At 64.9% G+C, this 25,934-nt stretch carries 23 protein-coding genes; 9 read left to right on the forward strand and 14 right to left on the reverse strand.

Annotated elements, in window-relative coordinates; all coding sequences use genetic code 11:
* Positions 1-34: 34 nt before the first annotated feature.
* On the reverse strand, positions 35-2,086 hold the full coding sequence (locus tag MMAR10_RS00415; protein ID WP_011642021.1) for a hypothetical protein: 2,052 nt from the start codon (positions 2,084-2,086) through the stop codon (positions 35-37).
* A gap of 206 nt (positions 2,087-2,292) precedes the next feature.
* Between MMAR10_RS00415 and MMAR10_RS15880 the strand changes: the two genes are divergently transcribed.
* On the forward strand, positions 2,293-2,739 hold the full coding sequence (locus MMAR10_RS15880; RefSeq protein ID WP_011642022.1) for an energy transducer TonB: 447 nt from the start codon (positions 2,293-2,295) through the stop codon (positions 2,737-2,739).
* A gap of 268 nt (positions 2,740-3,007) precedes the next feature.
* On the forward strand, positions 3,008-5,497 hold the full coding sequence (locus MMAR10_RS00425; RefSeq protein ID WP_011642023.1) for a sensor histidine kinase: 2,490 nt from the start codon (positions 3,008-3,010) through the stop codon (positions 5,495-5,497).
* 33 nt (positions 5,498-5,530) lie between these two features.
* On the opposite strand, the gene MMAR10_RS00430 is transcribed toward MMAR10_RS00425, so the two are convergent.
* The gene (locus MMAR10_RS00430) at positions 5,531-5,851 is read right to left on the reverse strand and encodes a 2Fe-2S iron-sulfur cluster-binding protein (protein WP_011642024.1); all 321 of its coding nucleotides are present in this window, start codon (positions 5,849-5,851) and stop codon (positions 5,531-5,533) included.
* Positions 5,852-5,954: 103 nt separating this feature from the next.
* Here MMAR10_RS00430 and tsaE point away from each other — a divergent pair, with 103 nt between their 5' ends.
* The 6 genes from tsaE to trxA all read left to right on the forward strand — a co-directional run bounded on the left by tsaE (position 5,955) and on the right by trxA (position 15,225).
* Positions 5,955-6,431, forward strand: a complete 477-nt coding sequence (gene tsaE, locus MMAR10_RS00435; RefSeq protein ID WP_011642025.1) for a tRNA (adenosine(37)-N6)-threonylcarbamoyltransferase complex ATPase subunit type 1 TsaE — start codon at positions 5,955-5,957, stop codon at positions 6,429-6,431.
* On the forward strand, positions 6,421-7,518 hold the full coding sequence (locus MMAR10_RS00440) for an aminoglycoside phosphotransferase family protein (RefSeq protein WP_011642026.1): 1,098 nt from the start codon (positions 6,421-6,423) through the stop codon (positions 7,516-7,518). Before tsaE ends, MMAR10_RS00440 begins: the two co-directional genes overlap by 11 nt.
* Positions 7,515-8,228 (forward strand): nucleotidyltransferase family protein, encoded by a 714-nt coding sequence (locus MMAR10_RS00445; RefSeq protein ID WP_011642027.1) that lies wholly within the window; start codon positions 7,515-7,517, stop codon positions 8,226-8,228. The genes MMAR10_RS00440 and MMAR10_RS00445 overlap by 4 nt, the downstream gene beginning before the upstream one ends.
* Positions 8,225-11,275, forward strand: a complete 3,051-nt coding sequence (gene addB, locus MMAR10_RS00450) for a double-strand break repair protein AddB (RefSeq protein WP_011642028.1) — start codon at positions 8,225-8,227, stop codon at positions 11,273-11,275. The genes MMAR10_RS00445 and addB overlap by 4 nt, the downstream gene beginning before the upstream one ends.
* A complete protein-coding gene (gene addA, locus MMAR10_RS00455; protein WP_011642029.1) occupies positions 11,272-14,823 on the forward strand; it encodes a double-strand break repair helicase AddA in 3,552 nt (1,183 codons plus the stop codon). The genes addB and addA overlap by 4 nt, the downstream gene beginning before the upstream one ends.
* An 81-nt stretch (positions 14,824-14,904) precedes the next feature.
* Positions 14,905-15,225 carry a thioredoxin TrxA gene (gene trxA / locus MMAR10_RS00460; RefSeq protein WP_011642030.1) on the forward strand — a complete coding sequence of 107 codons (321 nt, stop codon included), beginning with the start codon at positions 14,905-14,907 and terminating at the stop codon, positions 15,223-15,225.
* A gap of 90 nt (positions 15,226-15,315) precedes the next feature.
* Here trxA and MMAR10_RS00465 read toward each other — a convergent pair whose 3' ends face one another.
* The 9 genes from MMAR10_RS00465 to MMAR10_RS00505 form a co-directional block, all read right to left on the reverse strand.
* On the reverse strand, positions 15,316-16,665 hold the full coding sequence (locus MMAR10_RS00465; protein ID WP_324602946.1) for a folylpolyglutamate synthase/dihydrofolate synthase family protein: 1,350 nt from the start codon (positions 16,663-16,665) through the stop codon (positions 15,316-15,318).
* The gene (gene accD, locus MMAR10_RS00470; RefSeq protein WP_190273968.1) at positions 16,634-17,548 is read right to left on the reverse strand and encodes an acetyl-CoA carboxylase, carboxyltransferase subunit beta; all 915 of its coding nucleotides are present in this window, start codon (positions 17,546-17,548) and stop codon (positions 16,634-16,636) included. The genes MMAR10_RS00465 and accD overlap by 32 nt, the downstream gene beginning before the upstream one ends.
* Positions 17,549-17,615: 67 nt before the next feature.
* On the reverse strand, positions 17,616-18,413 hold the full coding sequence (gene trpA / locus MMAR10_RS00475) for a tryptophan synthase subunit alpha (protein WP_011642033.1): 798 nt from the start codon (positions 18,411-18,413) through the stop codon (positions 17,616-17,618).
* Positions 18,410-18,820 (reverse strand): hypothetical protein, encoded by a 411-nt coding sequence (locus MMAR10_RS00480; protein WP_041636657.1) that lies wholly within the window; start codon positions 18,818-18,820, stop codon positions 18,410-18,412. Before MMAR10_RS00480 ends, trpA begins: the two co-directional genes overlap by 4 nt.
* A 94-nt stretch (positions 18,821-18,914) precedes the next feature.
* Complete coding sequence (locus MMAR10_RS00485; protein WP_011642034.1) at positions 18,915-19,211, reverse strand: BrnA antitoxin family protein; 297 nt, start codon at positions 19,209-19,211, stop codon at positions 18,915-18,917.
* Positions 19,186-19,467: a BrnT family toxin gene (locus MMAR10_RS00490; RefSeq protein ID WP_011642035.1), complete on the reverse strand. Its 282-nt coding sequence runs from the start codon at positions 19,465-19,467 to the stop codon at positions 19,186-19,188. Before MMAR10_RS00490 ends, MMAR10_RS00485 begins: the two co-directional genes overlap by 26 nt.
* Before the next feature lie 84 nt (positions 19,468-19,551).
* The gene (trpB, locus tag MMAR10_RS00495) at positions 19,552-20,784 is read right to left on the reverse strand and encodes a tryptophan synthase subunit beta (protein ID WP_011642036.1); all 1,233 of its coding nucleotides are present in this window, start codon (positions 20,782-20,784) and stop codon (positions 19,552-19,554) included.
* A 28-nt stretch (positions 20,785-20,812) separates the two neighbouring features.
* Positions 20,813-21,448: a phosphoribosylanthranilate isomerase gene (locus MMAR10_RS00500; RefSeq protein ID WP_011642037.1), complete on the reverse strand. Its 636-nt coding sequence runs from the start codon at positions 21,446-21,448 to the stop codon at positions 20,813-20,815.
* Positions 21,449-21,746: 298 nt separating this feature from the next.
* Positions 21,747-22,697, reverse strand: a complete 951-nt coding sequence (locus MMAR10_RS00505; RefSeq protein WP_011642038.1) for a LysR substrate-binding domain-containing protein — start codon at positions 22,695-22,697, stop codon at positions 21,747-21,749.
* A gap of 91 nt (positions 22,698-22,788) precedes the next feature.
* Here MMAR10_RS00505 and MMAR10_RS16985 point away from each other — a divergent pair, with 91 nt between their 5' ends.
* On the forward strand, positions 22,789-22,941 hold the full coding sequence (locus tag MMAR10_RS16985; RefSeq protein WP_190273940.1) for a hypothetical protein: 153 nt from the start codon (positions 22,789-22,791) through the stop codon (positions 22,939-22,941).
* 3 nt (positions 22,942-22,944) lie between these two features.
* Here the strand turns inward: MMAR10_RS16985 and MMAR10_RS00510 are convergent, their stop codons facing one another.
* From MMAR10_RS00510 to rpsA, 3 genes are all read right to left on the reverse strand, one after another.
* Positions 22,945-23,655, reverse strand: coding sequence for a putative metalloprotease CJM1_0395 family protein (locus MMAR10_RS00510; protein WP_011642039.1), 711 nt, complete (start codon positions 23,653-23,655; stop codon positions 22,945-22,947).
* Between the two features lie 83 nt (positions 23,656-23,738).
* Complete coding sequence (locus tag MMAR10_RS00515) at positions 23,739-24,044, reverse strand: integration host factor subunit beta (protein ID WP_011642040.1); 306 nt, start codon at positions 24,042-24,044, stop codon at positions 23,739-23,741.
* Between the two features lie 141 nt (positions 24,045-24,185).
* Positions 24,186-25,886, reverse strand: coding sequence for a 30S ribosomal protein S1 (gene rpsA, locus MMAR10_RS00520; RefSeq protein WP_011642041.1), 1,701 nt, complete (start codon positions 25,884-25,886; stop codon positions 24,186-24,188).
* Positions 25,887-25,934: the final 48 nt, after the last annotated feature.

The raw sequence follows: 25,934 nt of genomic DNA on the forward strand, positions 1-25,934 counted from the left end.
GGCGGGCTTTTCTGTTTGACGGGCAGACCGGCTGTTATTCGGCCGGGCTCCTGTCCATCTCGATATCCGGTGCGCCGGGCGCGAAATCGCTTGCTTCCGCCCGTGGAACCATCGGGTCAGCAGCCTCCTCCATCATCGGATCGTCGACGATCGGCGGGGCGGCGTCGACGCTGGCCCGGGGGGTGGGCTCTGCCTCAGGCTCCGGCGCAGCTTCCGTAACAGGCATTTCCGCAGCGGCGTCATCCGGCTGCAGGTCTGCGGCGGCGTCCGGCTCTGCCGGAGGCGTTTCCGCGACTGGCTCCGGGGTTTGCGTTGCTTCGGGCTCTTGGACGGCAGTGGCAGGGGCGTCATTTCCGGGCATTGGCGGCGGCGGGGCGACCGGCATGGTCCGTTCGTCGTCAAGGTCAACCGCGACCAGCGGCGCTACACCGGTCGTACCCGACGGGCCATCGACAAGATTGGTTTCGGTCTCGTTCAATGCGGCGGCGGCTGCCACTTCATCGAGGCTGGGCAGGTCATCATCCAGCCCCGCATCATCCGCCCCGGCACTTTCCGTCTCGGCACTTTTCGGCTCAGCACTGTCCGACCCGGAACTGTCAGTCTCGGTGCTTTCTGGCTCGGCACTTTCTGGCTCGGCACTGTCTGGCTCGGCAACCGCTACCGCCTCGGGTGCGGCAGGTTCTTCGGCCGCATTCATGTCGGTGCTGGAGCCGCTGTCGACCCGGGTCTCAGGCGCGGGGTCAGCGACCTCCTTGCCGGCCGGTTCCGCGGCGACCCCGGCGTCGGAGTCCAGCTCTGCATCGGCGCCAACTGCCATGACTGCCGCTGTATCGTCAGATGATTCCGCACCACTTTCAGGCATTTCGTCGATGGGGTCGGCGGAGGGGGCGGCCTCGCCGGCTTCCGGCGTGCCGACAGCGTCGCCGGACACTTCCGGTGCCGCGGCTTCAGCCTGTGTTGCAGCCTCGGATTCGATCTCTGCATCGCCACCGCTTGCGGCGGGCAGGAGATCGGACTGGTCCGGCGCTGCGACTTCCCCGCTGGCGTGATCGTCGGCGGAAGCGTCATTGGCTGGTTGATCACCGGTTTCGGCCGAGACGTCAGTGTCGGTCTCAGGCGCGAGGTCGACCGTTTCGGCCGGGCCTGCCTCGGCGTGCTCGCCTTCAGCTGTTGCCGTCGCGGCGGCAATTGCAGCCGACGCCGCAATGCCGGCGGCGGCCGGATGTCCGGTATTGCTGGCGCGGACCCCTTCCTGGGGCGGATTGCGCAGGGCATGTTCGGCCAGGCGCGCGATGCGCGCGTTCAGCCGGCCACCGTCCCGGATCCGGTTGACCAGCCCGGCCAGGGTGAAGAAGGCGAGGCTGCCACCGACCACGGCCAGGGTAGGCAGGGCGGAGCCGAGAATGGCACCGGCAGCGAGGGCCAGTGCGCCCAGGGCTGGAATGTAAATCAGGCGCCAGGACCGCCCGAAAAAGGCCAGCAGGGTGATAAGGCCGGCACCGAGGGCGAGGCTCCACTCGGTGAGCTGGTCCATCGGCACGAAGCCGAGCGAGGCCAGGCTGTCGATCAGGCCGGCAGGCAGGGCAGCTTCCATCCGCCATCCACCGAGCGCCGGCAGGAAGGCATTGATTTCAGCAAATACGTCAAAGGCCGGGATCTGGGCCATAAGGCTTGCGTTGACCTCGGTCAGGAAGCCGTGAATGGCCGGCCAAACAGCGGCCAGGGCCAGAAACGCCAGGAACAACACCGACAGCCACCAATTGAAGCTGCGGGTGACACCGGACCGGGCCAGCAGCGTCGTCGCTTCCGGAGCGGCGCGCATCCAGGTGCCGCGACTGTGATTGATGATGGCTGCAGGGCGCGATCGCCGGTTGGGACCGGCCTGTACGCGCAAGACGCTGGCCGTGTCGCCAGGCGCCAGGGCATTCGAGCGGTCCAGCAGCCGGACATCGTGAGTCATGCTGTCGGTATCAATGACGCGACCGGTTGTGTCGTCGGACGCGGAGACCTCACCGGAGACGGTGTAAAAATCAATCCGGCGGGCCCCGAAAGACTGCCCGGCATGCGCGGTTGGCAACAAAGACATGGCTTGACGCACCTCTAACAACGTAATGCCTTGCCGATTGTCCCAAATCGGCAGGCCCCTCACCCATTTCGCCAGAACCCTACAAGTTTGATGCCGGAAATTGAACGGGGTTCACTCATTCTTTACGAATTGTTCAACATCGGCGGCCCTTGCGGGGCGCTGAATGCGGACTTTCTCGGCTCCCGGCGAGCCGCTAGCTTGCGGCCATGCGAACACTTGCTGCCTGTCTCTGCCTTGTTCTGACCGCCTGCGGCGGCATGCCGACCGTCGATCTGCCGGGACTGGCTCCACCGGGGCGTGGGCCGTTCATCCCGCGTGACGAATTGCCGGTTCCGCCCAATGTCGAACGGATGATGGGCCCCGAGGATTGTCGCGGATCGACCCTTGCGGCGGTCTCGGCAGAGCTGCCCGACTATCCCGCTCGCGCCTGGCGGTTCGGGCGACAGGGTTGGGTCGTCGTGCGCTTCCATGTCTATGCAGACGGCAGTGTGCATCGGGCCCGCGTACACCGTGCCGTGCCTGATGGGCCCTTCAACCGGGCAACGGAACGCGCCGTATCGGATTGGCAATTCGCGCCGCTGGATGGTGTCGAGACCCTCGAAAACTGTGTGGTGATGTTCGAATTCCGCGCCGGAGAGGTCCATATCCGCTGACCGACCGGCCACTATCCACAGCTTCATGCAGTTTATCGGCCCGGCGTTGACGCCCCGGCGATGGCAGCCGATCCGACCTGCCAGCACAGCAGCCTCGACCGCCAGTGACCCGGTGAACCGGAATTTTCCCCGCCAATGGCGCCCGGGGTATATAATGTATGAGGAAATTTACCGGTGCGGGCATCGCCCGCGACTCCACAGGCCGGTATCATGGTGATTCGTGAGGGCCGCAGGCAATGGGGGCGGGTCCGCACCCAGGGCAACATTGATGACCGGACAAACATTTCAGTTCGTGACACTTGCTGTCACCATCGGCGCCGTGGCTTTCGCCGTGGCCGTCGGTATCTGGGCCTTCAAGCAGACCGCCGGAGCGCGCGGTGCCCAGGCATTGTGGCGTCGCAAGATGGCCGATCTGGAAGACCGCGTCGCGCGGGCCGACAGTGTGTTCGGCGCCCATCCCGGCCTGGTGCTGGTCTGGGACCAGCCTCCCGTCGATTCAGCCGATACCAGCTGGGGAGCGCCCCGCATCTTTGGCTCGTCGGTGGCCCTGGCCTCATTGCTGCGGTTTGCCGAGGCCAATGAAGGTCCCAATCCGGCAGGGATCCTGATGGAAGGCCTTGCCGACTATGAAGCGCGGTCAGCGGGTGGCGAGGAAACCACCTTGCGTCGGCGCTTCGGTGATCTCAGTGAAAAAGGCCAGCCCTTCTCTCTCACCATCCTGGGTCCGAGCGGGCGCTTTCTGGAAGTCGATGGGCGCGCCGCCGGAACCCAGCTTGTCGTCTGGCTTTCGGATGCCACCATTCGCGGTCTCGAAGAGTCAGGCGCCCGTGGGCGGATCGAGGAAGCGCGCCGCCTGGTGTCCAAGGATCCGCTTGCCTTCCTCGACATGCTTGGCCGCGCGCCGGTTCCAGCCTGGCGCATGAATGCTACTGGCCGGATCGAGTGGGCCAACCAGGCCTATGTCGAGGCCGTCGAGGGCGATGCGGTCGACGCGGTCATCGAAAAGCAGACCCTGCTCGACGCTGCCATGACCGATCTCGCCTCCCGGGCGACAATTGCTGGCGAGCCGGTCGACGAGATGCGCATTGTCGTCATCGACGGATCTCGGCGCGGACTGAAATTCCTGGTCTTCCCGGTCTCGGGCGGGGCGGCCGGTTTCGCGCTCGACGTGACCGATGGCGAGGAAGCCAAGGCGGCCCTGGCCCGCTTCCGTCGCGCCCATGACGACACCCTCAATCACATGGCCGAGGCCGTGGTCGTTTTTGACCGGTCCAAGCGGCTGAATTTCCACAACAAGGCTTTCTCCAACCTGTTCAAACTGGATGATGCCTGGCTGAACGAGCGGCCAGGCCATGGCCAGTTCCTTGATCGCATGCGGGAAAAGCGCCTGTTGCCGGAACAGGCCGATTTCGGTGCCTGGAAGACGGACGAGCTCGCCCGCTACGACGCGCCTCCCAGTGAAGAGACGCCGGACGAGCTGTGGCCATTGCCGGACGGTCGCACCTTGCGCGTCGCCCGTCAGCGTCACCCGCTGGGCGGTTTGATGCTGATCTTCGAGGACAAGACCGATGAGCTGGCTCTTCGGGCTCGCTACAACACGCTGATCAATGTCCAGCGCGCCACCTTGGACAAGCTGCACGAGGCCGTCGCCGTATTTGGTGCCAATGGCCGCCTTCAGCTCAATAACTCCGCCTTCGAGGACTTGTGGGGCTTCGACGCCGAGGAACTCGACGGCCAGCCCGATTTCGACGCGGTGTCAGAGACCTGTGCCGCGCTGTTCACCGACGACCGGGTCTGGACTGACATCAAGGCCCGGGTCACCGATCCCAGCCCGCAGGCCCGCAAACAGGTCACCGGCGAGATGCGTCGCCTGGACGGCCGGGTCCTGACCTATCTGACCCGTCCCCTGCCCGATGGCGCGACCCTGATCTGCTGGGATGACGTCACCGACAGCCGCCGGATCGAGGAAGCCCTGCGTGAGCGGGCCGAGGCGCTGGAAACCTCCGAGCGCATCAAGACCGAATTTGTCGAGCATGTGAGCTATCAATTGCGCACACCGCTGACCACGATTGGCGGCTATGCCGACATGTTGGCGCAAGGCTTTGCCGGCGAACTTTCTGACCGCCAGAAAGAGCCGATGTCGGCGATCCAGTCAGCGGCAGCACACCTGGCCAAGCTGATCGACGACATCCTCGATGTCGCGGCAATTGATGCCGGCCAGCTCGAACTCGAGCTGGGAGACGTGGATCTGGGTGATGTGGCGCGTGAGGCGGCCGACCTGGTCGCGGCAAGGGCGGACCATCATGCCATCAAGCTCGATGTGGACATCGAAGACGGACTCGGCCTGCTTCGCGCGGATCGCAATCGTCTCAAGCAGGTTTCCATGAACCTGCTCTCCAACGCCATCCGCCATGTCGCTACCGGTGGTGCCGTGACCATCGGTGCCCGCCGCAATGGCGAGGACATCACCTTGTGGGTGAAGGATGATGGCGAAGGCATTGCGCCAGAAAAACAAGCCAGCGTGTTTGATCGTTTCGCGCGCGGCGAGCGCGGCGGCGCCGGCCTCGGCCTGTCACTGGTCAAGGAAATCGCCGAGCTGCATGGCGGCTGGGTCGAGCTTCAGTCCGAACCCGAGCGCGGGACGCTGGTGTCCTGCCATCTGCCTCCCGAGCCGCGCAGCAATGCCGTGCCGCCGGAACTTGACCTGGCCAGCCGCCCGGCGACACGTCTAGCCGGAGACCGGGCGCGGGCCGAATAGGCGCCGCCCGGCCTGAAACGCTGACGGACAGGCTCAGCCCTGGTTTTGCGGCATCCGAACGACCAGGCCGTCCAGCTCATCGCTGACCTTGATCTGGCAGGACAGGCGGGAGGTCTCCTGGACCTCCTCGGCAAAATCGAGCATCGAATCTTCCATTGCCTCGCGGGAACCCGTCTTGTCGGCCCAGGCCGGGTCGACATAGACGTGGCAGGTCGCGCAGGCACAGGCTCCGCCGCAATCGGCGTCAATGCCAGGAACCAGATTGCGTACGGCGCCTTCCATAACGGTCAGCCCGGTGGCGACGTCGATGACGTGTTCGGTTCCATTGTGCTCGATATAGGTAATCTTCGGCATGCAAGTCTCCGTTCTTCGCCAAGGAAATGAACAGCGTTCACGAGGGAGTCAAGATTCAGCCTCACCGCTTGCCGTCGGGAGCGGGCTTCGTTAAGCGCAATACATGGGGAATTCGAACACTGTTTCCTTGCCCGATCTGGCGGCAACACGAGCGCTGGCCCTGCGTCTCGCAAACGCGTTGCGTCCCGGTGACACGGTGTTTCTGACTGGCGATCTTGGGGCCGGCAAGACGACATTTGCCCGGACCGTCATTGCGACGCTGTGCGGCGTCGATGACGCCCCCAGCCCGACCTATACCATCATCCAGACCTATGACTGGGGACGCGGCGAGCTGTGGCATGCCGATCTCTACCGGATTGAATCCCCGGACGAGCTGGATGAGCTGGGCCTCGACGACGCCTTCGGCGACGCCACGATGTTGATTGAGTGGCCCGACCGCTTGTTCGGCCTGATCCCGGATGACAGGCTGGAAGTGCAGCTCGAAATGGCCGGGGAAAGCCCGGGCGCGGCAATGGACACACCCAGGCGGGCGAGCTTAACAGGGTTTGGCGAGTGGGAGGCGCGCCTTGATGACATCTGAACGTAAAGCCGCAATGACGGCTTTTCTGAGCGCTGCCGGCTGGGGCGATGCCACGCATCACCCGCTTCCCGGCGATGCATCGACGCGCCGCTATATCCGTCTGGAACGGGATGATCAGCGGGCCATGCTGATGGATGCGCCGGCCGCCGCCGAGGCGCCGATCTGCCCGCCCGATGCCGGTCCACAGGACCGCGCCGCGCTGGGCTATAACGCCGTTGCCCGCCTGGCCGGGTCGAATCTCACAGCCTTTGCAGGCCTGGCCGATGCGCTGTGCGAGCGCGGCTTTTCCGCGCCGACCGTGCTGGCCAGCGACACGCAGTCCGGATTTTTGCTGCTGGAGGATCTCGGCGATGACCTGATCGCCCGGCTTCTGCCCGGTGATCTGCACGAGGGTACGCTCTACGCCAAGGCGGTGGATGTGCTGGCGGCGATCTATCGGTCCAGCTTTCCTGATGCGGTCGAGCGCGATGGCGAGGCCTGGCCTTTGCTGGCCTATGACGCGACCGCGCTGATGGCGGAAGCCGATCTGTTCCTGGACTGGTTCCTGGACAAGCATGCCGGCGCAGCGCCGGACGCCGCGGCGCGCGACCACTGGCGCGAGATCTGGACCCGCGCCTTCGAGCGTCTGGATCATTGTGCGCCCGGCCTGGTCCTGCGCGACTTCCACGCCGAGAACCTGATCTACCTGCCCGAGCGCGAAGGCGAGGGCGAGATTGGTCTGCTCGATTTCCAGGACGCGCTGATCGGTCACCCGGCCTACGACCTTGTTTCGTTGATCGAGGATGCCCGTCGCAATGTCGAGCGCAAGCTCGCCGTCCCGCTCAAGGCCCGCTTTGTCGAAAAAGCGGGGATTGAGGACGTTGCCGGATTTGACTCCGCCTATGCCGTGCTCGGCGCCCAGAGAAACGCCAAAATTCTCGGCATTTTCGTCCGTCTGGCCGTGCGCGATGGCAAGGCACGCTATCTGGACCTGCTGCCACGCGTCGCCCGTCATTTCGTTGCCGACCTCCAGCATCCGGCGCTGATGCCGCTTCACATGTGGATGAAGTCCCACGCGCCGCAGGTTTTCGCGGAAGCCCACAAATGATCGAGATTCGCAACGCTATGGCGCTCGCCGCCGGTCTGGGCACCCGCATGCGGCCGATCACCAATGAGCGTCCCAAGGCGCTGGTCGAGGTGGGCGGCAAATGCCTGCTCGACTGGACCCTGGATCGCTATGGCGCCGGCGGTGTTGAGCGCTGCGTCGTCAATATCCACCATTTCGCCGATCAGATGGAGGCGCATCTTGCGGCGCGGACCGGTCAGCCGGCCATCACCATTTCCGACGAGCGCGGCGAAGTGCTGGAAACCGGTGGCGGCGTGGTGAAAGCCCTGCCCGAGCTGGGGTCCGATCCCTTCTTCATCGCCAATATCGATGCCATCTGGGAAGAGGCCGGCGCCGCTTCGCTCGACAGCCTGCGGGCGGTCTGGGATGGCGCGGCGATGGACGCACTCCTGCTGCTGGCGCCGATGGATGCGACGCTCGGATTTGACGGGCCGGGCGATGCTTTTCTGGAAACGGGCGGTGAAGTCCGCTTCCGTGGCAAGGCAAAATCGGCGCCCTATGCCTATGCCGGTGTCCAGATCCTCAATCCGGCAGCCCTGGCCGGTCGCACTGTCAGCCGCTTCTCGATGATGGAGGTCTGGCGCGAGATCGCGGCCGAGGGGCGTTTGCACGGTGTCACCCTGCCGGCCTTCTGGATGCATGTGGGCGACCCGCGCGCCCTGGCCGAGGCGGAGGCGCGGCTGGCGCGGTGAGCGGACGTCTTTTCGATACGTCGGGCCCGTGCCTCTACACCATTCCGCCACAAGCGGACTTTCTGCGCGTCCTGGCAACGACATTGCGCGAGGAATTCGACGCGGCGGGTGATCCGGATGCCCTGACCCGTCTTTTGATCCTGACCCCGACCCGCCGCGCTGCCAAAGCCTTGGGCGATGTCTTCGCCGAGCTCGCCGGCAATGGTGTCGCGCTACTCCCCCTGATCCGGCCCATCGGTGATGTCGATGTCGATGACCCGCCCTTCGAACCAGGAGAGCTGGCCGGGCTGGCGGCGCCGGCAATCTCGATCGAACGTCGACGCTATGAGCTCGCCCGCCTGATCCTCGCCAAGGAAGCCGCGCTCGGTCGCCCGCTCGGTGTCGGCGGGGCGCTGGCCCTGTCGGACTCGCTGGCCGCCCTGCTCGACGATCTCGCGACCGAGGATGTCAGCGACCTGTCCGACCTGCAGGACGCCGTCACGACCTATCTGCCGGCGGATCGGCGTGAGGCCGTCGAGTTCATCGACATCGTCCAGCGCGTCTGGCCGGCCCGCCTGGCCGAGCTGGGCCTGACCGATGCGGCAGCACGGCGATCCCTGATCCTGCACGAGCTTGTCGCCCGTTGGACGAAGCAGCCTCCGGACCATCCGGTTCTCGCGGTCGGCTCCACCGGCTCGATCCCCGCCGCTCGCAAACTGATGAAAGTCATCGCCAACCTGCCGCAAGGTGCCGTGGTCCTGCCGGGCTTTGACTGGGACGCCGACGCATCGGCCTGGGACTCGATCAAGGATGACCACCCGCAATGGGCGATGAAGACACTGGTCGACGAGCTCGGTGTGGATCGCTTGCAAATGCCATCCTGGCCGGGCGCAGCGGAGGACAGTCTCGCCGAACGCCGCCGCCGCCTGATCGCCGAAGCGCTGCGGCCCGCCGATACGACTGATGAATGGCTCAAGCGGATCGGTGAATTGCAGGGCCGCTTCGGCGACAGTTTTTTCAATGACGGCATGACCGGGCTCAGCCTGGTCGAAACGGCGGACGAGATCAGCGAGGCCCGGGCCTGTGCCCTGATGCTTCGCGAAGTGCTGGAAACGCCGGACAGGACGGCCATCCTGGTGACGCCCGACCGCATGCTGGCGCGGCGTGTCTCCGCCGAGATGACGCGGTTTGGCGTCCGGCTGGATGATTCCGGCGGCGCGGCGCTGGCAGAGACAATGGCGGGCGCCTTTTTGACCCGCCTGCTGGATGTGGCGCTGGATTGCGGTCGTGTCGTCGCCCTGACAGCGCTGTGGGGCTCGCCCCTGTTCAGGGCCGGGCACAGGCGAGGACAGACCCATACGGTGCTCGCGAAGTTCGAGGCTGAAGCCCTACGTGGCGCCCGCCCCGGTCGCGACCTGGCTGCTGTGCGGGCTCGGCTTGATGGCCAGTATGTCAGACTGTTCGACGAGGATCGGGCGACCATCAACGCCATTCTCGATCAGCTCGATACTTCACTGGCCGGATTGCTGACACCGGGCAAGCGATCCGCCAGCGCGTGGGCGCGCGCCCATGCCGAAGCGGCCGAGGCTCTGGCGTCTGACGATAGCGGGTCGGGCGCGCAGGCGGTCTGGGTCGGTGAAGGCGGCGAAGCGGCGGCCGGCCTGCTGCGTTCCTTGCTGGAGGAAAGCGAAAGCCTGCCCGATATGAGCCTGCCCGAATATGCGGCGGCCTTTGGCGAGATGTGCCGGTCGCGCCGCGTCGCGCCGCGCCTGGGTGTGCATCCGCGCCTGCAGGTGCTTGGCCCGCTCGAGGCGCGCCTGATCACCGCCGACCGGGTCATCCTGGCTGGTCTCAATGAAGGCGTCTGGCCGCCCGGTCCCGGCGCCGATCCATGGCTGTCCCCGGGCATGCGGCGCACGGTGGGCCTGGGCGCGCCGGAGCGGCGCTATGGCCTGGCGGCCCATGACTTCGCGCAGCTGGCAGCCGCACCGGATGTGATCATGACGAGGTCGGGCAAGTCGGAAGGTTCGCCCACGGTCGCCTCGCGCTGGTTGTGGCGGCTGAAGACTCTGGCCCGTGGTGCACTGGGAGCGGCGGCGGAGGCAGCGTTCGCGCCCGAGACGGACTATGCGGCCCTGTCACGCCGTCTTGACGATCCCGGCGCGCCACCACGCGCCGCGCCACGCCCCCAGCCGGCACCGCCGGTCCCGGTGCGGCCGCGGCAGATGTCGATCACTGAAATCCGGACCTGGGTCCGCGATCCCTATTCGATCTATGCCCGCCATGTGTTGGGGCTGCGCCGCCTTGATCCCGCCGACATGCCGCCTGATGCCCGCGAACGTGGTTCGGCACTGCACGACGCCCTGGAGGCGGTGGTTCCGGCCTGGAGCGATGGCATTCCCGAAGATGCCGTCAAACAGCTGGTCGCCCATGCCGAGCTCAAGCTGGCCGAGGCCGGGTTCGGGCCGGAAGAGATGGTGCTGGAGCGGGCCCGTTTCGAGCGGGCGGCGTCCTGGCTTGTCGGTTGGGAGGCCGAGCGTCGGGCCCGTGGCATCCATCTCGACAAGGTCGAAATCTTTGGGTCCATGCCCTTTGAGGGACCGGCGGGACCGTGGACGCTGACCGGCCGGTCGGACCGGTTTGACCGCCATCCGGACGGCCGCCTCGATATCATCGATTACAAGACCGGCGGCTCGGCCAGCGCCAAGTCGATCAAGGCCGGCTTTGATCCGCAATTGCCGCTGACGGCGGCGATGGCCGCGGCGGGCGCGTTCGAGGCGCTGGAGGCGGGCGAGGCGGCCGGGCTCTACTACATCTCGCTGCCGGGCAATGCCGGCGGCGGCAAGGAGGTCCGCATCGACGGTGGCCGCAATCCGGATGTCGCCAGCTATGTCGAGGGCGCGTTGACCGACCTGACCGGCTGGATTGCCCGTTTCGATGACGAAACGACGCCCTATGAGAGCCAGATCCGCGCTCAGTACACCAATGATTACGGAGATTTCGACCATCTCGCCCGGCGCGGCGAATGGGGCTCGGCCGCAGAGGGTTCATCGGAGGGCGATACATGAGCGAGGCCCGTTTCGATCCGGATATCCTCAAATCGGCCAGCGCTGACCAGCAGCGTGCCGCCCGTCCCGAGGCCAGTGTCTTCGTCGAGGCCAATGCCGGTTCCGGCAAGACGCGGGTGTTGGTCGACCGGGTGATCAACCTGCTGCTGGCTGGCCACAAGCCGGAAACCATCCTGTGCGTGACCTATACCAAGGCCGCCGCCGCCGAGATGAAGGAGCGCCTGTTCAAACGTCTCGGTGACTGGTCAGTGACGCCGGACGAGGTCCTGGCTGTCGAGCTCAAGGCGCTGCTCGATCGTGATCTGAAGCCGGGTGACGCCAACCGGGCCAGAAAACTGTTCGCCCAGGCGCTGGAAACGCCGGGTGGCCTCAAGATCCAGACCATTCACGCCTTTTGCGAAGGATTGCTGCGCCGCTTTCCGCTCGAGGCCGGTGCCCCGCCCGGCTTTGACACGCTGGATGACATATCGGCCGGAAAGGCGATGGATGCGGCGCGCCGGGCTGTCCTGTCCGGTCTGGCACCGGAGGCCGTCAACACGCTGATCGAGACCGGCGGCCCCGATGCGATCAACACCATCCTGCGCTGGGCCCGGTCCAACCGTCATGACTTCGCCGAGACCTGTGAGCGGGCCGGGGGATGCGACGGGTTGATCGCGCAGTTGTGGGCGGTGCTGGAGCTGCCTGAGGGCAGCCATGCCGCAGCGCTCAAACAGGATGCCATGGCCGCCATGCCGCGCACCGAGGTGGAGGCCGCTTCGCACGCTCTGATCCATGAAGGGGCGAAAACCGATGTCACGCGCGGTGAGACCATCCGTGTAGCGTTGGCAGCGGGCGACCCGGCCCAAGCCTTCGATGCCTATCTGGCGGCGTTCTACACCAAGGGCGGCACGGGGACGCGGGCGGCCAGTCTGGCCACCAAGACAATCTCCGACAGGTTTCCGCATGTCCTGTCCCTGCTGGAGGCCGAGGCCGACCGGCTGGATGCGCTGAGGGACATGATCAAGCGGGCCGATATTGCGCGGGCGAGCGCCGTGGCGCTGCGCATTGTCGACGATTTTACGCGCGCCTATTCCGAAGCTCTGGAACAGGCTCGCGCGCTGGATTTTGACGATTTGATCCGGCTGGCCGGTCTGTTGTTGGCGCCGGAAAACCCCTTCTCCGGCTGGGTCGGCTACAAGCTTGATGGCCAGCTTGCCCATGCCCTGATCGATGAGGCCCAGGACACCGCGCCGCGCCAGTGGGACATGATCCGCGGGCTGACGGCCGAGTTTTTCGCCGGAGCCGGCGCGCAGGAGACGGGCCGGACCCTGTTCGTGGTTGGCGACGAGAAACAGTCGATCTATTCCTTCCAGGGTGCCGAACCGGCCCGCTTCATCGAAGAGGGCGACCGGATTGCGGCCTCCGCGGCAGCGGTGGAATTGCCGTTTGAACGCCCGGGACTGGATGTCTCCTTCCGCTCGGCGCCGGAGATTCTCACCGCGGTCGACCAGGCCTTCGAGGCCAAGCGGCCGGCGCTGGAAATGAAGTTTGTCGCCGGTGCCACTGATCTGCCCTTCGCGCGCTATCAGGGCCACCGGGCTGCGCGGTCGCACACGCCGGGCTGTGTCGAGATTTGGCCCGCCATCCCCAAGCCGGAGAAGACCGAAGAAGGCTCGATCTTCGACCCGGTCGATCTGCGGGCACGGGGCAGTTCGCGCGATGTGCTGGCCCAGACCGTGGCCGGTGAGATCGCCGACATGATCAGCCGCGGCGATGCGGTCTGGGAGGAAAAGGGCGGACAGTTTACCCAGCGCCCGGTGAGACCCTCGGATATCGCCATCCTGGTCTGGCGCCGGACGGGTGGCTTCTTTGAAGAGGTGATCCGTCAGCTCAAGCTGGCCGGCGTTCCGGTCGCCGGGGCGGACCGGATGGTGCTGCGCGACCAGACCGCGGTGAAGGACATGCTGGCGCTGGGGCGCTTTGCCATGACCTCCGGTGATGATCTGGCGCTGGCCGAGGTCCTGCGCTCGCCGCTGTTCGACCCGGTCGACCCGGCAAAGGCGGGGATAGACGAGCAGGCGCTCTATGACCTCGCCCGCTCACGCACCGACCTGAAACGCCGCGGCACGTTGTGGAATGCGCTCTTCACCAGCGAAGATCCGCGCTTCGCCGACGCCCGCTCTGCCCTGTCGGCCTTGCGTGACCAGGCCGACAAGTCGCGCCTGTATGACTTCTTCACCGGCTTTCTCAATGCCCGGACGCCGACCGGTGAGACGCGCTGGGCGCGCATGTTTGCGCGTCTGGGCGAGGAGGCGCGCGATCCGCTGCAGGAATTCCTGGCGCGGGCGCTGCAGCACGAGCGTGAAGAGGGCGGCGCCCTGGCCAGCTTCATCGCCCGCATCGAGGGCGAAGACGTCCAGATCAAGCGCGAAATGAGCCCGGACCGCGACGAGGTCCAGGTGATGACGGTGCACGCCTCCAAGGGGTTGGAGCGCCCGGTCATCATCCTGCCGGACACCACGCGCAGTCCGCTGACCGGCAAGACCACGCCAATCTTCGCGCAGACGGATTGCGGCCTGTTGTGGTCGCAGCGCAAGGATGACGATACCGACGCAGTTGCAGCGCTCCGCCAGCAATCCGAGAACCGGCAATTGGCCGAACATGGCCGCCTGCTCTACGTCGCACTGACCCGGGCACGAGACCGGTTGATCGTCTGTGGTTGGCGTCAGGGGCAGGGCCATCCGGGCCGGATCGCCGACGACAGCTGGTACACTCAGCTGGCAGAAGCCTGGCAGGGTGAGGAGTGGATGCCCTTCGAGACCCCTGTCTCCCGCCTCGTTGAGGACGCGGAGCCTGGCCTGCGCTTCGGTCCGGCGCCAGTGGCACTCGGTGCGGTCAGCGAGGCGGGCGCCGGAGACACGAGCCTCCCCGCCTGGGCCCGCTTGGCGGCGCCGGCCGAGGGCGGACAGATTTTGGGCGCTGCGCCGTCCAGCCTGTTGGCCGATGCTGACAGCGAACCGGCCGTCCTGTCGCCGCTGGCTGACCCGGGCGGGCATCGTTTCCGCCGCGGCGATGTGATCCACAAGCTGCTGCAGACCCTGCCCGACCTGCCATCGGATCGCCGCGAAGCTGCCGGTCAGCGTTTTCTGGCCGCGCAGTCTGATATCGCCGAGTCGGATAGGGCACAGATCCTGACCGAGACTCTGGGCATTCTGGATCATCCCGACTTCGCGCCGCTCTTCGGTCCGGGCAGCCGGGCCGAAGTGGCCCTGGTCGGTCAGGCGCCCGGCCTGCCCGCCAATATGATCATCCGCGGTCAGGTCGACCGGCTGGTCGTGACCGGCGATGAAGTGCTGATCATCGACTACAAGACCAACCGGCCGCCACCGGCTGATGTTGCTGCAGTGGCGAAAGTTTATCTCGGCCAGATGGCGACTTACCGGGCTCTCCTTCGGGCAGTTCACCCCGGTAAATCCGTGCGTTGCGCCCTGCTGTGGACCGATGCGGCGCGATTGATGGAGCTTCCCGACGCGGTTCTCGACACCATCTTCGACACGGGCGCGGCTTGACGGGAGGGCCAGCCCTCCTTAACTCACGCGCCATCAACGGAGTCCGCCCCCTGCGGATTCGTCCCAACAAAGGAGTGTCCCATGGCGACCAAAGCGGTCAGCGATGAATCCTTCGAGAGTGATGTGATCAATGCCAGCGGCCCGGTCCTTGTGGACTTCTGGGCGGAATGGTGTGGTCCGTGTAAGCAGATCTCCCCGGCGCTCGAGGAGATTGCCGAGGAAATGTCAGGTTCGCTGACGGTCGCCAAGGTCAATATCGACGATCATCCGATGACGCCGGGCAAGTACGGCGTGCGTGGCATCCCCACGCTGATGATCTTCAAGGACGGTCAGGTCGTTTCGACCAAGATCGGTGCCATGGCCAAGGGCAAGATCTCCGAGTGGGTCCAGGAAACGCTGTAGGCGTCCTGACCGACAAGGCACAATGAAAGGCGGGCCTCTCCGGTTGGAGGTGCCCGCTTTTTGCGTCCGGGCGTGGCCCGGTCCGGGCAATCAGCCCGGCGTGATGTGAGGCGGCTCGTCGCCAAGGGCCAGCGCTTCGCCGACCAGGTAGAGCGAGCCGCTGATCAGGATGCGCGGCGAGGGGTGTTCCTTGGCGGCGTTTTTCATGGCCGGTATCAGGCCGGCGGCGACACTGGCCTCAAGCCCGACGCGCGTGGACGCCGCGGCCACATGGTCTGCGTCCTGCGAGCCGCCGCGGCCGGACTTGAACTCGACCGCGATCAGGCGGCGGGCCAGACCAGCGTACTGGCTGCACCAGGCTTCGACATCCTTGCCGGGGGTGAAACCGGCGATGATGATCAGCGGGCGATCCTCGCGCTCGTCCATGTCGGCGAGCGCGTGGGAGAGGGCCTTGGCGGCGGCTTCATTATGGCCGCTGTCCAGCCACAGCTCGGCATCGGCCTTGCGGGCGATATCGCCAATCGGTCCGGTCGAGACCCGTTGCAGGCGTCCCGGCCAGCGGGCATCGCCAATGCCTTTGGCCACTGCCTCTTCCGGCCATTGCAGCATGGCCGCGCAGGCCGCTGCAGCGCCGGCATTGAGGATCTGGTGCGGTCCCAGAAGGCCCGGTGCCGGCAGGTCCCAGACCTGATGGTCATTCTCGAACACCAAGCGTCCGTGCTGCATGTAGGCATTGTAGTCGCGGCCCCAAACATAGGTCGGGGCCCCGATCTTGGTCGCCTCGTCGAGAATGGCCGCTTCGGCCACATCGCACTGGTTGGCGATGACGGCGGGAACGCCGAACTTGCAGATGCCGGCCTTGGTGCGGGCAATGTCGGCCAGCTGGTCGCCGAGGAATTCCTGATGGTCGAGGCTGACCGGTGTGATCACGGTCAGGGCCGGCTTGGCGATGACATTGGTGGCGTCCAGCCGCCCGCCCATGCCGACTTCCAGGATCAGCCGGTCGGCCGGATGCTCGGAGAAGAGCAGGAAAGCCGCCGCCGTGGTGATTTCGAAGAAGGTAATCGGCTCGCCGAAATTGGCCGCCTCGCAGCGCGCGAAGGCCTCGATCAGCGTGCGGTCATCAACGGGCCGGCTGTCGAGCAGGATGCGCTCGTTGAAATTGACCAGGTGGGGCGAGGTGTAGATATGGACGCGCTCGCCCTTGGCCCGCGCCATTTCGGCGAGATAGGCGCAGGTCGAGCCTTTGCCATTGGTGCCGGCGACATGGATGGTCGGCGGCAATTGGTCCTGCGGCGAGCCAAGCGTAGCCAGGAGTCGCTGCAGACGGCCCAGGGACAGGTCAATTTTCTGGGGATGCAGGCGCGCGAGGCGCGCCAGCGCGTCGTCGAGGGCTTGTCGACGCGTGCTAATGGCTCCCCCCGTCGGCCACCACGTGATCCGGTGCCGGGGGTGTCAGGGCGGCAGGCATGGATGTGCCGGGCTTTTTCATCAGGACCCTCAACATGCGGGCCAGTGTAGCGGGAATGTCGGCCCGATGCACGACTTTGTCGACCATGCCCTTTTCCAGCAGGTATTCGGCGCGCTGGAAGCCTTCCGGCAGCTTCTCGCGGATCGTCTGCTCGATCACGCGCGGGCCGGCAAAGCCGATCAGCGCACCCGGCTCGGCAATGTGGACATCGCCCAGCATGGCGTAGGAGGCGGTGACCCCGCCCGTGGTCGGGTCGGTGAGGACGACGATATAGGGCAGGCCGGCCTCGCGCAGCATTTCGACGGCCAGCGTCGTGCGCGGCATCTGCATCAGCGACAGGGCGCCTTCCTGCATGCGCGCGCCACCGGCAGCGGTGAAGACGATCATCGGTGCCTTGCGGGCCAGAGCCGTTTCGGCGGCCTTGATAAAGCTCTCACCAGCGGCCATGCCGAGCGAACCGCCCATGAAGGCGAAATTCTGGACCAGGACAACAGCGTCGAGCCCGCCGATCGTACCGGTGGCGATGGCCATCGAGTCGTCGCGTCCGGTCTTCTTGCGGGCCGCGGCCAGCTTGGCCGTATAGGGTTTGTCGTCACGGAATTTGAGCGGATCCTTGACCACTTCCGGGGTCTCGATCTCGGTATAGTCGCCGTCGAACGTGAACTGGAAGCGATAGGCCGGCGCGATGCGCATGTGATGACCGGCCGGGGTCACGAACAGGCCGGCTTCCAGGTCCTTGTGGAAGACCATTTCCTCGGAGACCGGGCATTTGACCCACAGATTGTCCGGCGTGTCGCGCTTGGAAAAGATCTTCGACATGCCCGGCGGGGTGATTTTCGACAGCCAGCTCATTCCGTTCGACTTCTCGGTCATGCGTGTTCGCCCCGTACCCGTTTCTTACTCGTTTCGGCCCGAAGGCCTATTTGTCCTGGCGCCGGGCGGCATGCACCGCCGACGACAATGTCTTCACCAGGCCGGTCGCCGCCGCGACGCCGCCCGAATGCATGGCGTCGACAATGGCCGATCCGACCACGACAGCGTCGGCCCGCTTGGCGATCGCTTCAGCCTGCTCAGGCTCGCGAACGCCAAATCCCACCGCAACCGGCAGGCCGGAAGCGGCCTTGACCCGGTCGACAGCGGCGCCAACCTCGGTGACCACGCCGGTTCCGGCCCCGGTCACCCCTGTCGTGGAAACGTAATAGACGAAGCCCGCCGTATTGGCGACCACGGTCGCCAGACGCGCATCATCGGTGGTGGGCGTGGCCAGGCGGATCAGCGCAATGCCCTGCTTGGTGAGGGCCGTGCGCAGCTCGTCGTCTTCCTCCGGCGGCACGTCGACACAGATCAGACCGTCAACACCGGCCTTGGCCGCGGCCTTGGCAAATTTCTCCCAACCCATCGAGAAGATCGGATTGGCATAGCCCATCAGGACCAGCGGCGTGTCCTTGTCCTGTTTGCGGAACTCGGTCGCCTGGGCGAGCGTGCCTTTCAGCGTCATCCCCGCCTCCAGCGCCCGCAGCGCCGAGGCCTGGATGGCCGGGCCGTCAGCCGCCGGATCGGTAAAGGGCATGCCCAGCTCGATCACATCGGCGCCAGCAGCCGGCAGCGCATCCAGCAAGCCCTGGCTGTCACCGTCGCCAGCCATCATATAGGCGACAAATCCGGCACGATTATAGGCGGACAGCTCCGCGAAACGGGTAGTGAGGCGGTTGGTCATTCTTGTCCCGTCAAAGGTTGGAAGGTCGGGCAGGTTGGGGAGCGATTAAGCGTGTAGTCCGGCCAGAGAAGACCGCCTTCGCGCGTCAGGTCCAGCCGCAGGACTTCTTCGCATCCCGTGTTTGGTGTGCGTCTAACGGCTTTGAGCAGATTCTCGTCCGATTCCCCCACGCGCCACTGGTCTGCGATCAAATGGTCCAGGTGGAACTCAATGACGCCAGGGTCGGGTCGACCCAGCATCATCAACCGTTGATGGAGTGTGCCCGTCAGATCAATCGAGGTCGAGTTGTCGGGGCCATATACGACGTGTGCTGGAGTTGGCAGATACCCTCCCATCAACACAATCGAACTCTCAAAGTCCTGACTTGAGAGGCCGAGCGCGCTGGCTATAACAATCGCTCCGATCACAATGTTGCTCCCGACACGCGTGTCACCACTGACACATCTTCGCCGCAGCGTGCGCAGTCTGACTTAATCACGACTTGCGGCGTCACAGTCCCACTCACGCTCGCTTCTTCTTCGCATCCACAAAGGCCCGCAGTACGGCATTCATGCGCGTCTGATAGCCTTTTCCGCTCTCCTTGAAGAAGGCAATGATGTCGTCGTCAAGGCGCAAGGTGATCTGTTTCTTCGACGGCGGGCTCCACACCACCGCCTCGGCGAACCACGCCTCGTCGAGTTCCGGGATGTCGGAGAAATCGATCTCGTCATCGGGGATGGCAGCCAGGCGCGCGAGTTCGGCCCGCTGCTCCGGCGTGAGCGGCGGCAGGTCTTCAATTTTCACGCGCTTCAAAGCCATGGAATAACTCCCTTTCACGTCGGCTGGCCGGCCGGGCGGAGATCAGGCGGGTGCGGCCCGCCCGGTCTGTGTGAACGACCGAAACCACCAGCAACGTCTCGATCCGCCCGATGGTCAGGCTGCGCAGCTCGCCATTGTGTTCGCGCCCGGGAAGGGTGAGCGGTCGTCCGTAAAAAGCCCGTATAGCTTGAAAAAAGCTCAGTCCGTGCTTGCGCCGGTTGGCCTCATCCTTGGCCGGATCCCATTCGAATTCCATGAAGTGTAGCTACAATTGTCGTTTTCCGCAATCGATCTCCACTCGCATTATGCGGGAACAAAGAAGGAACGCAACCGTAAGGCGCTACAACTCCACCCCCAGCATGCGCGCGACTTGCGGCACGTCCTTGTCGCCGCGGCCGCACATATTCATCAGGATGACGCCGTCCGGGCCGAGCTCCTTGGCGAGGTCGCGGACGCGGGCGAGGGCGTGGGCGGGTTCCAGGGCCGGGATGATGCCCTCCAGCTTGGTGCAGAGCTGGAACATCTCCATCGCTTCCTCATCGGTGGCGGAGACGTATTCGGCGCGCTTCATGTCGTGCAGGAAGGCATGCTCCGGGCCGATGCCGGGATAGTCGAGGCCGGCAGAGATCGAGTGGGCGTCGATGATCTGGCCGTCATCATCCTGCAGCAGATAGGTCTTGTTGCCGTGCAGGATGCCGGGCCGTCCGCCCTTCAGGGAGGCGGCATGCTTGCCGGTCTCGACGCCTAGGCCCGCGGCCTCGACCCCGATCAGGCGAACCTCCTCATCCTCGATGAAGGGATGGAACAGCCCCATCGCGTTCGAGCCGCCACCGATACAAGCCACACAGGCGTCCGGGAGGCGGCCCAGTCGGTCCATCATCTGGGCCCGGGCCTCGCGGCCGATGATCGACTGGAAGTCGCGCACCATGGCCGGATAGGGGTGCGGACCGGCGACCGTGCCGATGACGTAGAAAGTGTCGGTGACATTGGTGACCCAGTCCCGCAGCGCTTCATTCATGGCGTCCTTGAGCGTGCCGGTGCCGGCCGTGACCGGGATCACCTCGGCGCCCAGCAGCTTCATGCGGAAGACATTGGGCGCCTGGCGCTCGACATCGGTGGCGCCCATGAAGACGGTGCAGGGAATACCGAAGCGCGCCGCCACCGTCGCCGTCGCCACGCCATGCTGGCCGGCGCCGGTCTCGGCGATGATGCGGGTCTTGCCCATGCGCTTGGCCAGGAGGACCTGGCCGAGGCAATTATTGATCTTGTGGCTGCCGGTATGGTTCAGCTCGTCGCGCTTGAACCAGATCTTGGCGCCGCCAAATTCCTCGGTCAGCCGTTCGGCGAAATAGATCGGGCTCGGTTTGCCGACATAGTCCTTCAGGAAGAGGTCCATCTCGGCCTTGAAGCCGGGATCCGTCTTCGCCGCCGCATAGGCCTTTTCCAGCTCGAGAATGTTCGGCATCAGCGTTTCGGCAACGAAACGACCGCCAAATTGTCCGAAATGGCCACGTGCGTCGGGCCAGGCCGACAGCGCATTCGGTCGTGTGTCGGCAGAGACGGTTTCGCTCATGGCACGCTCCTGTGCGCTGGGATGGGGCTCAGCAGGCTGCGAGGGCAGACGCAAAGCCGGCAATGCGACCGGCATCCTTGATGCCCGGCGCACTTTCGATACCGGAAGAGACATCCACTGCCTTGGCTCCGGCAGCCGCGACAGCGGCGCAGACATTGGTGTCATCAAGCCCGCCGGACAAGAGCCAGGGCACGGAAATCTGCAGGGATTTCAGCAAAGCATAATCATAGCCATGGCCCAGCCCGCCCGGCCGGTCGGCGCCTGCGGGTGGTTTGGCATCGAAGAGCAGCATGTCGGCGACGCGGTCATAGGGATTGGCCGCGTCGAGATCGCTCGCCTCGGCCACCGGCAAGGCCTTGATAATACCACGCTTTGCATAGGCCCGGGCCTGCACGACACGCTGTGGGCTTTCCGATCCGTGAAGCTGGATCCAGTCCGGCCGCATGGCGTCGCGGATCTGCGCCAGCAAATCGTCATCGGGATTGACGGTGACGGCTACGGTTTCGCTTGTTCTGGCCAGGTGACACAGCTCACCGGCCAGCGTCGGGGAGACATGGCGCGGGCTCTTGGGGAAGATCACATACCCCGTCCAGCGCGCCCCGGCCGCTTCGGCCGCCGCGATATCCCGTCCGGTCTTCAATCCGCAGAACTTGATGTCGGTCATGGGCTGAGCGTTAGCGGTTTCAGTGCAGTGGGGGAAGTCTTTGATGAAGGAAGATGCTGTCGCCAGAACAGGCAGTACTTGTTTCAATTTTCGAGCGCTGTGCGCGGATCCAGCCATAAACCCCATGGCAGCCAGCGGGCCGTATCCGGTTGTTGAGGTCAAGGGCGCCGCAGGCGCCGTTTCGCGGGCATGCCCCTTGAGCTCAACAAACGGATACGGCTTTCTCCCGGCAAGGGATTTAAGGCGACATCTGCGCTACGCGCGATCATCAGGGCGTGGTCGGCGGTCTCCGCGAATATTAGTTCTTGCCCACCGCCTGCCCCGCCTCAGGAAAGGCGGGTTCCTGACGATTGAGGCAAAACGCCATGGGCTGGAACAGCATCCAGGCGATGAAGGCCTTGATCTTGGGCTCCTTTGAGCGCGCAGGATCGAAGACCATGTAGTGGGCCTTGCCATGATCGAGTTCGACCCGGAAGGGCGCGACGAGCGAACCGGCTGCAAGCTGCTCGGCGAAATAGACCGGTGAGACCATGGCTGCGGCATCGCCCGAGGCGATGGCGGCGGAGACTTCCATGGTCTGGGTTTCAAGCTCGAGTGCGGGGCGGTCCGGCAGACGAGCCGGGTCGCCATCGGCCTGTTTGAACCAGTCATTCCACCATCCGATCGGCCCGAACAGGCGGAGTTTGAGCAAGTCTTCCGGGCGATCAAAGGGGCCAAAGCGGTCGTGTGCGGCGCGCGAGACGAGTGGCGCGGTGGTGTCGCCAAACAGGCGGCGCGCCTCCAGGCCCGGCCAATGGCCCTTGCCGATCCGGATGCCGATATCCGCCTCACCTGCCTTGATGTCGACCATGTCGGCGCGGCTGTCGATGCGGACCGCAAGCTGCGGATTGTCGAGCTGGAAAGCGCCGATCCGGGGCACCAGCCAGTTCGAGCAGAAGGTTGGCAGGGCGGTGATCGACAGAACCGTATCGCGGTCCTCGCGCACATCGCGGAAGGTGCGTTCCAGCAGCCGGAAAGCGTCAGACGTACCGGTGGCCAGCCGCGCTCCGCGGGCGGTCAATTCAACATGCCTGGCCTTGCGTTCGAACAGGGCAAAGCCGAGCCGGTCTTCCAGCAGCTTGATCTGATAGCTCACAGCTGCCTGGGTCATGCCGAGGCTTTCTCCTGTGCGGGTGAAATTACCCAGGCGGGCTGCGGTCTCAAACACGCGGATCGCATTGATCGGTGGAAGTCTGGGCTGTTCAGCCATTAATTCACCTTATGTCAGACCGCTGAGAACCCGTTGGTCAGTGCCATGCCCAGGCCCCTATATCAAGTCATCGCTTGAACAGGAGGCGGCCATGACATTGGTTGAATTGATGATTGAAACCACCGAACCCCAGCGCGTGAACGCGATTATGCCGCGACATTCAGGGCGCCATGACTGGTTGGGCTGGATGGTTCGGCGCTTTGCCTGGCTGGACGGTCATGCGGACTGGAACCGCAAGGTCTGAGAGTCAGGCCTGCGTTGAGAATACGGCCGATGTCTGATGCCGATAGGCATGGGCCGCATAGGCGGTGAGGTCGGTCGGTGCCGTTGATGCCGATGACGTTTCCGACCGGGTATCAGCCTGTCGCATCTCCGCGATCTGCTGGTTCAGCGAGGGCTGCAGCTTCTCCCCAGGCGCTGCGGGCTCGTCCTCACCGCCATCTTCACCCTCGGACCGGTTCAGCTCCGCCCGCGCCTGGGCGATCTTGGCGTCGGCCAGTGCGGCGACCTTGCGGTCCTGGCCGGACGGTTCAACCGGTGCCAGGGCGGCAGCCTTGACCTGCTGCATCTTGTCGATCGTGGCTTGCGGGTCGCCCTTGATCTCGCTGGCATCGATCGGAACTTCGCCGCCAACGGCGTAGGAGCGGCCGTCAGGGCCCTTCTGGAAAGTATAGCTGGCCGCGCCGGCATACTGGCCGCCTGCGGCCTGGTGCGCCTGCTCATGCGCCCGCACTTCGCGATCACGCGCCTTGAGCTTGTCGACCTGCTTGCGTTCCTCGTCGGAAAGCTCCGCGGTTTCCTTCGCCTTGGAGGCGCCACCACAGCCGGAGCAGTCCGCCCCGCCGCAGGACGCACAGCCCGTGCCCTTTGCTGCCGCCGGCTCCGCAGCGACGGGCGCACGAAGGCCGCCGGCAAAGGCCGACGCTGACGGGAATGAGGACACAGATCCGCTGATCATGCAGGCGAGCGTGCACTCAAGCCTTTAAGTGCCGGTAAATCGGATTGGTAAAGCTGTCGTGACCGCAGGGCCGATCGCGCGGATCAGGCGATTTCCGGATTGCTCTCGCGAGAGGCATCGACCCGCTCGCGCAATTCCTTGCCGGTCTTGAAGAAGGGAACGTGCTTCTCCTTGACGGCGACGCTTTCGCCGGTGCGCGGATTGCGACCGACGCGGGCCGGGCGGTGGCGGACCGAAAAGGCGCCAAAGCCACGAAGCTCGACACGCTCTCCGCGCGCCAGGGCATCGGTGATGCCATCGAGGATGGTGTTGACCACGCGTTCCACATCGCGGTGATAGAGATGGGGATTGGCTTCGGCCAATTGGTCGATCAATTCTGATTTGATCATGCTAACCCTCCGCGAGTGAATGCCTAATCCTTACGTCTGGCGCTCGCCCCGTCAATCCACACGGACAATTTAGCGCAATAAAAAACGGCCGGAGCCTGAGCTCCGGCCGTTCTTCATGACCAACTGGGTCGTGACAGGGGCCTATTCAGCCTTGTCGTCTTTCTCGCGCAGGGCGGCGCCGAGGATGTCGCCCAGCGAAGCGCCGGCATCCGAGGAACCATACTGCTCGACAGCTTCACGCTCTTCGGAGATCTCGAGCGCCTTGATGGAGAGCGAGATGCGACGCGTGCCCTTGTCGATATTGGTGATGCGGGCATCAACCTTGTCGCCGACCGCAAAACGTTCCGGACGCTGCTCGCCGCGATCGCGGGAGAGGTCGGACTTGCGGATGAAGGCCTTGACCGGGCTGTCGTCGCCGAAGGCAACTTCGATACCGCCGGTCGTCACTTCGGTGACGGTGCAGGTGACGGTGTCGCCGCGGCCAACACCGGACGAATCCATCGGATCGCCGGCCAGCTGCTTGATACCCAGGGAGACGCGCTCTTTCTCGACGTCAACATCGAGAACCTTGGCGTCGACCATGTCGCCCTTCTTGAAGCCTTCGATGGCCTGCTCGCCCGACTGATCCCAGGAGATGTCGGAGAGGTGGACCATGCCGTCGATATCGCCTTCGAGGCCAACGAACAGACCGAATTCGGTGATGTTCTTGATCTCGCCCTGAATGGCGGTGCCGGACGGGAAGGTTTCCGCGAAGACTTCCCACGGATTGCGCTGGGTCTGCTTGACGCCCAGCGAGATGCGGCGCTTGTCGGCGTCGACATCGAGGACCATGACCTGGACTTCCTGGGAGGTCGACAGGATCTTGCCCGGGTGGACGTTCTTCTTGGTCCAGGACATTTCGGAGACGTGGACGAGGCCTTCTACGCCCTCTTCCAGTTCCACAAAGGCACCGTATTCCGCGATATTGGTGACGCGGCCTTCGAAGGTCGCTCCCACCGGGTATTTCGCGGCAACGCCTTCCCACGGATCGGACATGAGCTGCTTCATGCCGAGCGAGATGCGCTGGGTTTCCTTGTTGATCTTGATGATCTGGACTTTGACCGTCTGGCCGACTTCCACCACTTCAGACGGGTGGCCAACGCGGCTCCACGACATGTCGGTGACGTGCAGCAGGCCGTCAATGCCGCCGAGGTCAACGAAGGCACCGTAATCGGTGATGTTCTTGACGACGCCGTCGCGGGCTTCGCCCTCGGCCAGCTGGCCGACGAGCTCGGCGCGCTGTTCGGCACGGCTTTCTTCCAGAACGGCGCGGCGCGAAACCACGATATTGCCGCGCGGGCGGTCCATTTTCAGGATCGCGAACGGCTGTTCCTGGTTCATCAGCGGGCCGACATCGCGGACCGGACGGATATCAACCTGAGAGCCCGGCAGGAAGGCGGAAGCGCCACCCAGATCCACAGTGAAGCCACCCTTGACGCGGCCGACGATGGCACCATTGACCGGATCCTTCTTGTCGAAGGACTTCTCGAGGCGATCCCAGCTCTCTTCGCGGCGAGCCTTGTCGCGCGAGAGGATGGCGTCGCCGAGGGCGTTTTCGATGCGCTCGAGGTAAACCTCGACGTCGTCGCCCACCTTGGGGGCGTCGGATCCCGGACCGGTGAATTCACGCAGCGGAATACGGCCTTCGGTCTTGAGGCCGACATCGACGACCACATCGCCATTTTCGATTGCGGTCACGCTGCCTTTGATGACCTGGCCTTCAGCCAGATCACGGCCAGCCAGGCTGGCTTCCAGCATGGCGGCGAAATCATCGGTGGACGGGGTAAGGGTTTCTGTAGACATGTTAAAGGGTTGCTCCGGAGCCGCGAGGTCTCGATATGGGTTTTGAAC

The organism is Maricaulis maris MCS10 (assembly GCF_000014745.1).
Taxonomy (GTDB): domain Bacteria; phylum Pseudomonadota; class Alphaproteobacteria; order Caulobacterales; family Maricaulaceae; genus Maricaulis; species Maricaulis maris_A.

Excerpts from the sequence above, each read along its gene's own strand:
- MMAR10_RS00415 (WP_011642021.1), bottom strand. The coding sequence starts at position 2,086 with ATGTCTTTGTTGCCAACCGCGCATGCCGGGCAGTCTTTCGGGGCCCGC.
- MMAR10_RS15880 (WP_011642022.1), top strand. The coding sequence starts at position 2,293 with ATGCGAACACTTGCTGCCTGTCTCTGCCTTGTTCTGACCGCCTGCGGC.
- MMAR10_RS00425 (WP_011642023.1), top strand. The coding sequence starts at position 3,008 with ATGACCGGACAAACATTTCAGTTCGTGACACTTGCTGTCACCATCGGC.
- MMAR10_RS00430 (WP_011642024.1), bottom strand. The coding sequence starts at position 5,851 with ATGCCGAAGATTACCTATATCGAGCACAATGGAACCGAACACGTCATC.
- tsaE (WP_011642025.1), top strand. The coding sequence starts at position 5,955 with ATGGGGAATTCGAACACTGTTTCCTTGCCCGATCTGGCGGCAACACGA.
- MMAR10_RS00440 (WP_011642026.1), top strand. The coding sequence starts at position 6,421 with ATGACATCTGAACGTAAAGCCGCAATGACGGCTTTTCTGAGCGCTGCC.
- MMAR10_RS00445 (WP_011642027.1), top strand. The coding sequence starts at position 7,515 with ATGATCGAGATTCGCAACGCTATGGCGCTCGCCGCCGGTCTGGGCACC.
- addA (WP_011642029.1), top strand. The coding sequence starts at position 11,272 with ATGAGCGAGGCCCGTTTCGATCCGGATATCCTCAAATCGGCCAGCGCT.
- trxA (WP_011642030.1), top strand. The coding sequence starts at position 14,905 with ATGGCGACCAAAGCGGTCAGCGATGAATCCTTCGAGAGTGATGTGATC.
- accD (WP_190273968.1), bottom strand. The coding sequence starts at position 17,548 with ATGAGCTGGCTGTCGAAAATCACCCCGCCGGGCATGTCGAAGATCTTT.
- trpA (WP_011642033.1), bottom strand. The coding sequence starts at position 18,413 with ATGACCAACCGCCTCACTACCCGTTTCGCGGAGCTGTCCGCCTATAAT.
- MMAR10_RS00485 (WP_011642034.1), bottom strand. The coding sequence starts at position 19,211 with ATGGCTTTGAAGCGCGTGAAAATTGAAGACCTGCCGCCGCTCACGCCG.
- MMAR10_RS00490 (WP_011642035.1), bottom strand. The coding sequence starts at position 19,467 with ATGGAATTCGAATGGGATCCGGCCAAGGATGAGGCCAACCGGCGCAAG.
- trpB (WP_011642036.1), bottom strand. The coding sequence starts at position 20,784 with ATGAGCGAAACCGTCTCTGCCGACACACGACCGAATGCGCTGTCGGCC.
- MMAR10_RS00500 (WP_011642037.1), bottom strand. The coding sequence starts at position 21,448 with ATGACCGACATCAAGTTCTGCGGATTGAAGACCGGACGGGATATCGCG.
- MMAR10_RS00505 (WP_011642038.1), bottom strand. The coding sequence starts at position 22,697 with ATGGCTGAACAGCCCAGACTTCCACCGATCAATGCGATCCGCGTGTTT.
- MMAR10_RS16985 (WP_190273940.1), top strand. The coding sequence starts at position 22,789 with ATGACATTGGTTGAATTGATGATTGAAACCACCGAACCCCAGCGCGTG.
- MMAR10_RS00510 (WP_011642039.1), bottom strand. The coding sequence starts at position 23,655 with ATGATCAGCGGATCTGTGTCCTCATTCCCGTCAGCGTCGGCCTTTGCC.
- MMAR10_RS00515 (WP_011642040.1), bottom strand. The coding sequence starts at position 24,044 with ATGATCAAATCAGAATTGATCGACCAATTGGCCGAAGCCAATCCCCAT.
- rpsA (WP_011642041.1), bottom strand. The coding sequence starts at position 25,886 with ATGTCTACAGAAACCCTTACCCCGTCCACCGATGATTTCGCCGCCATG.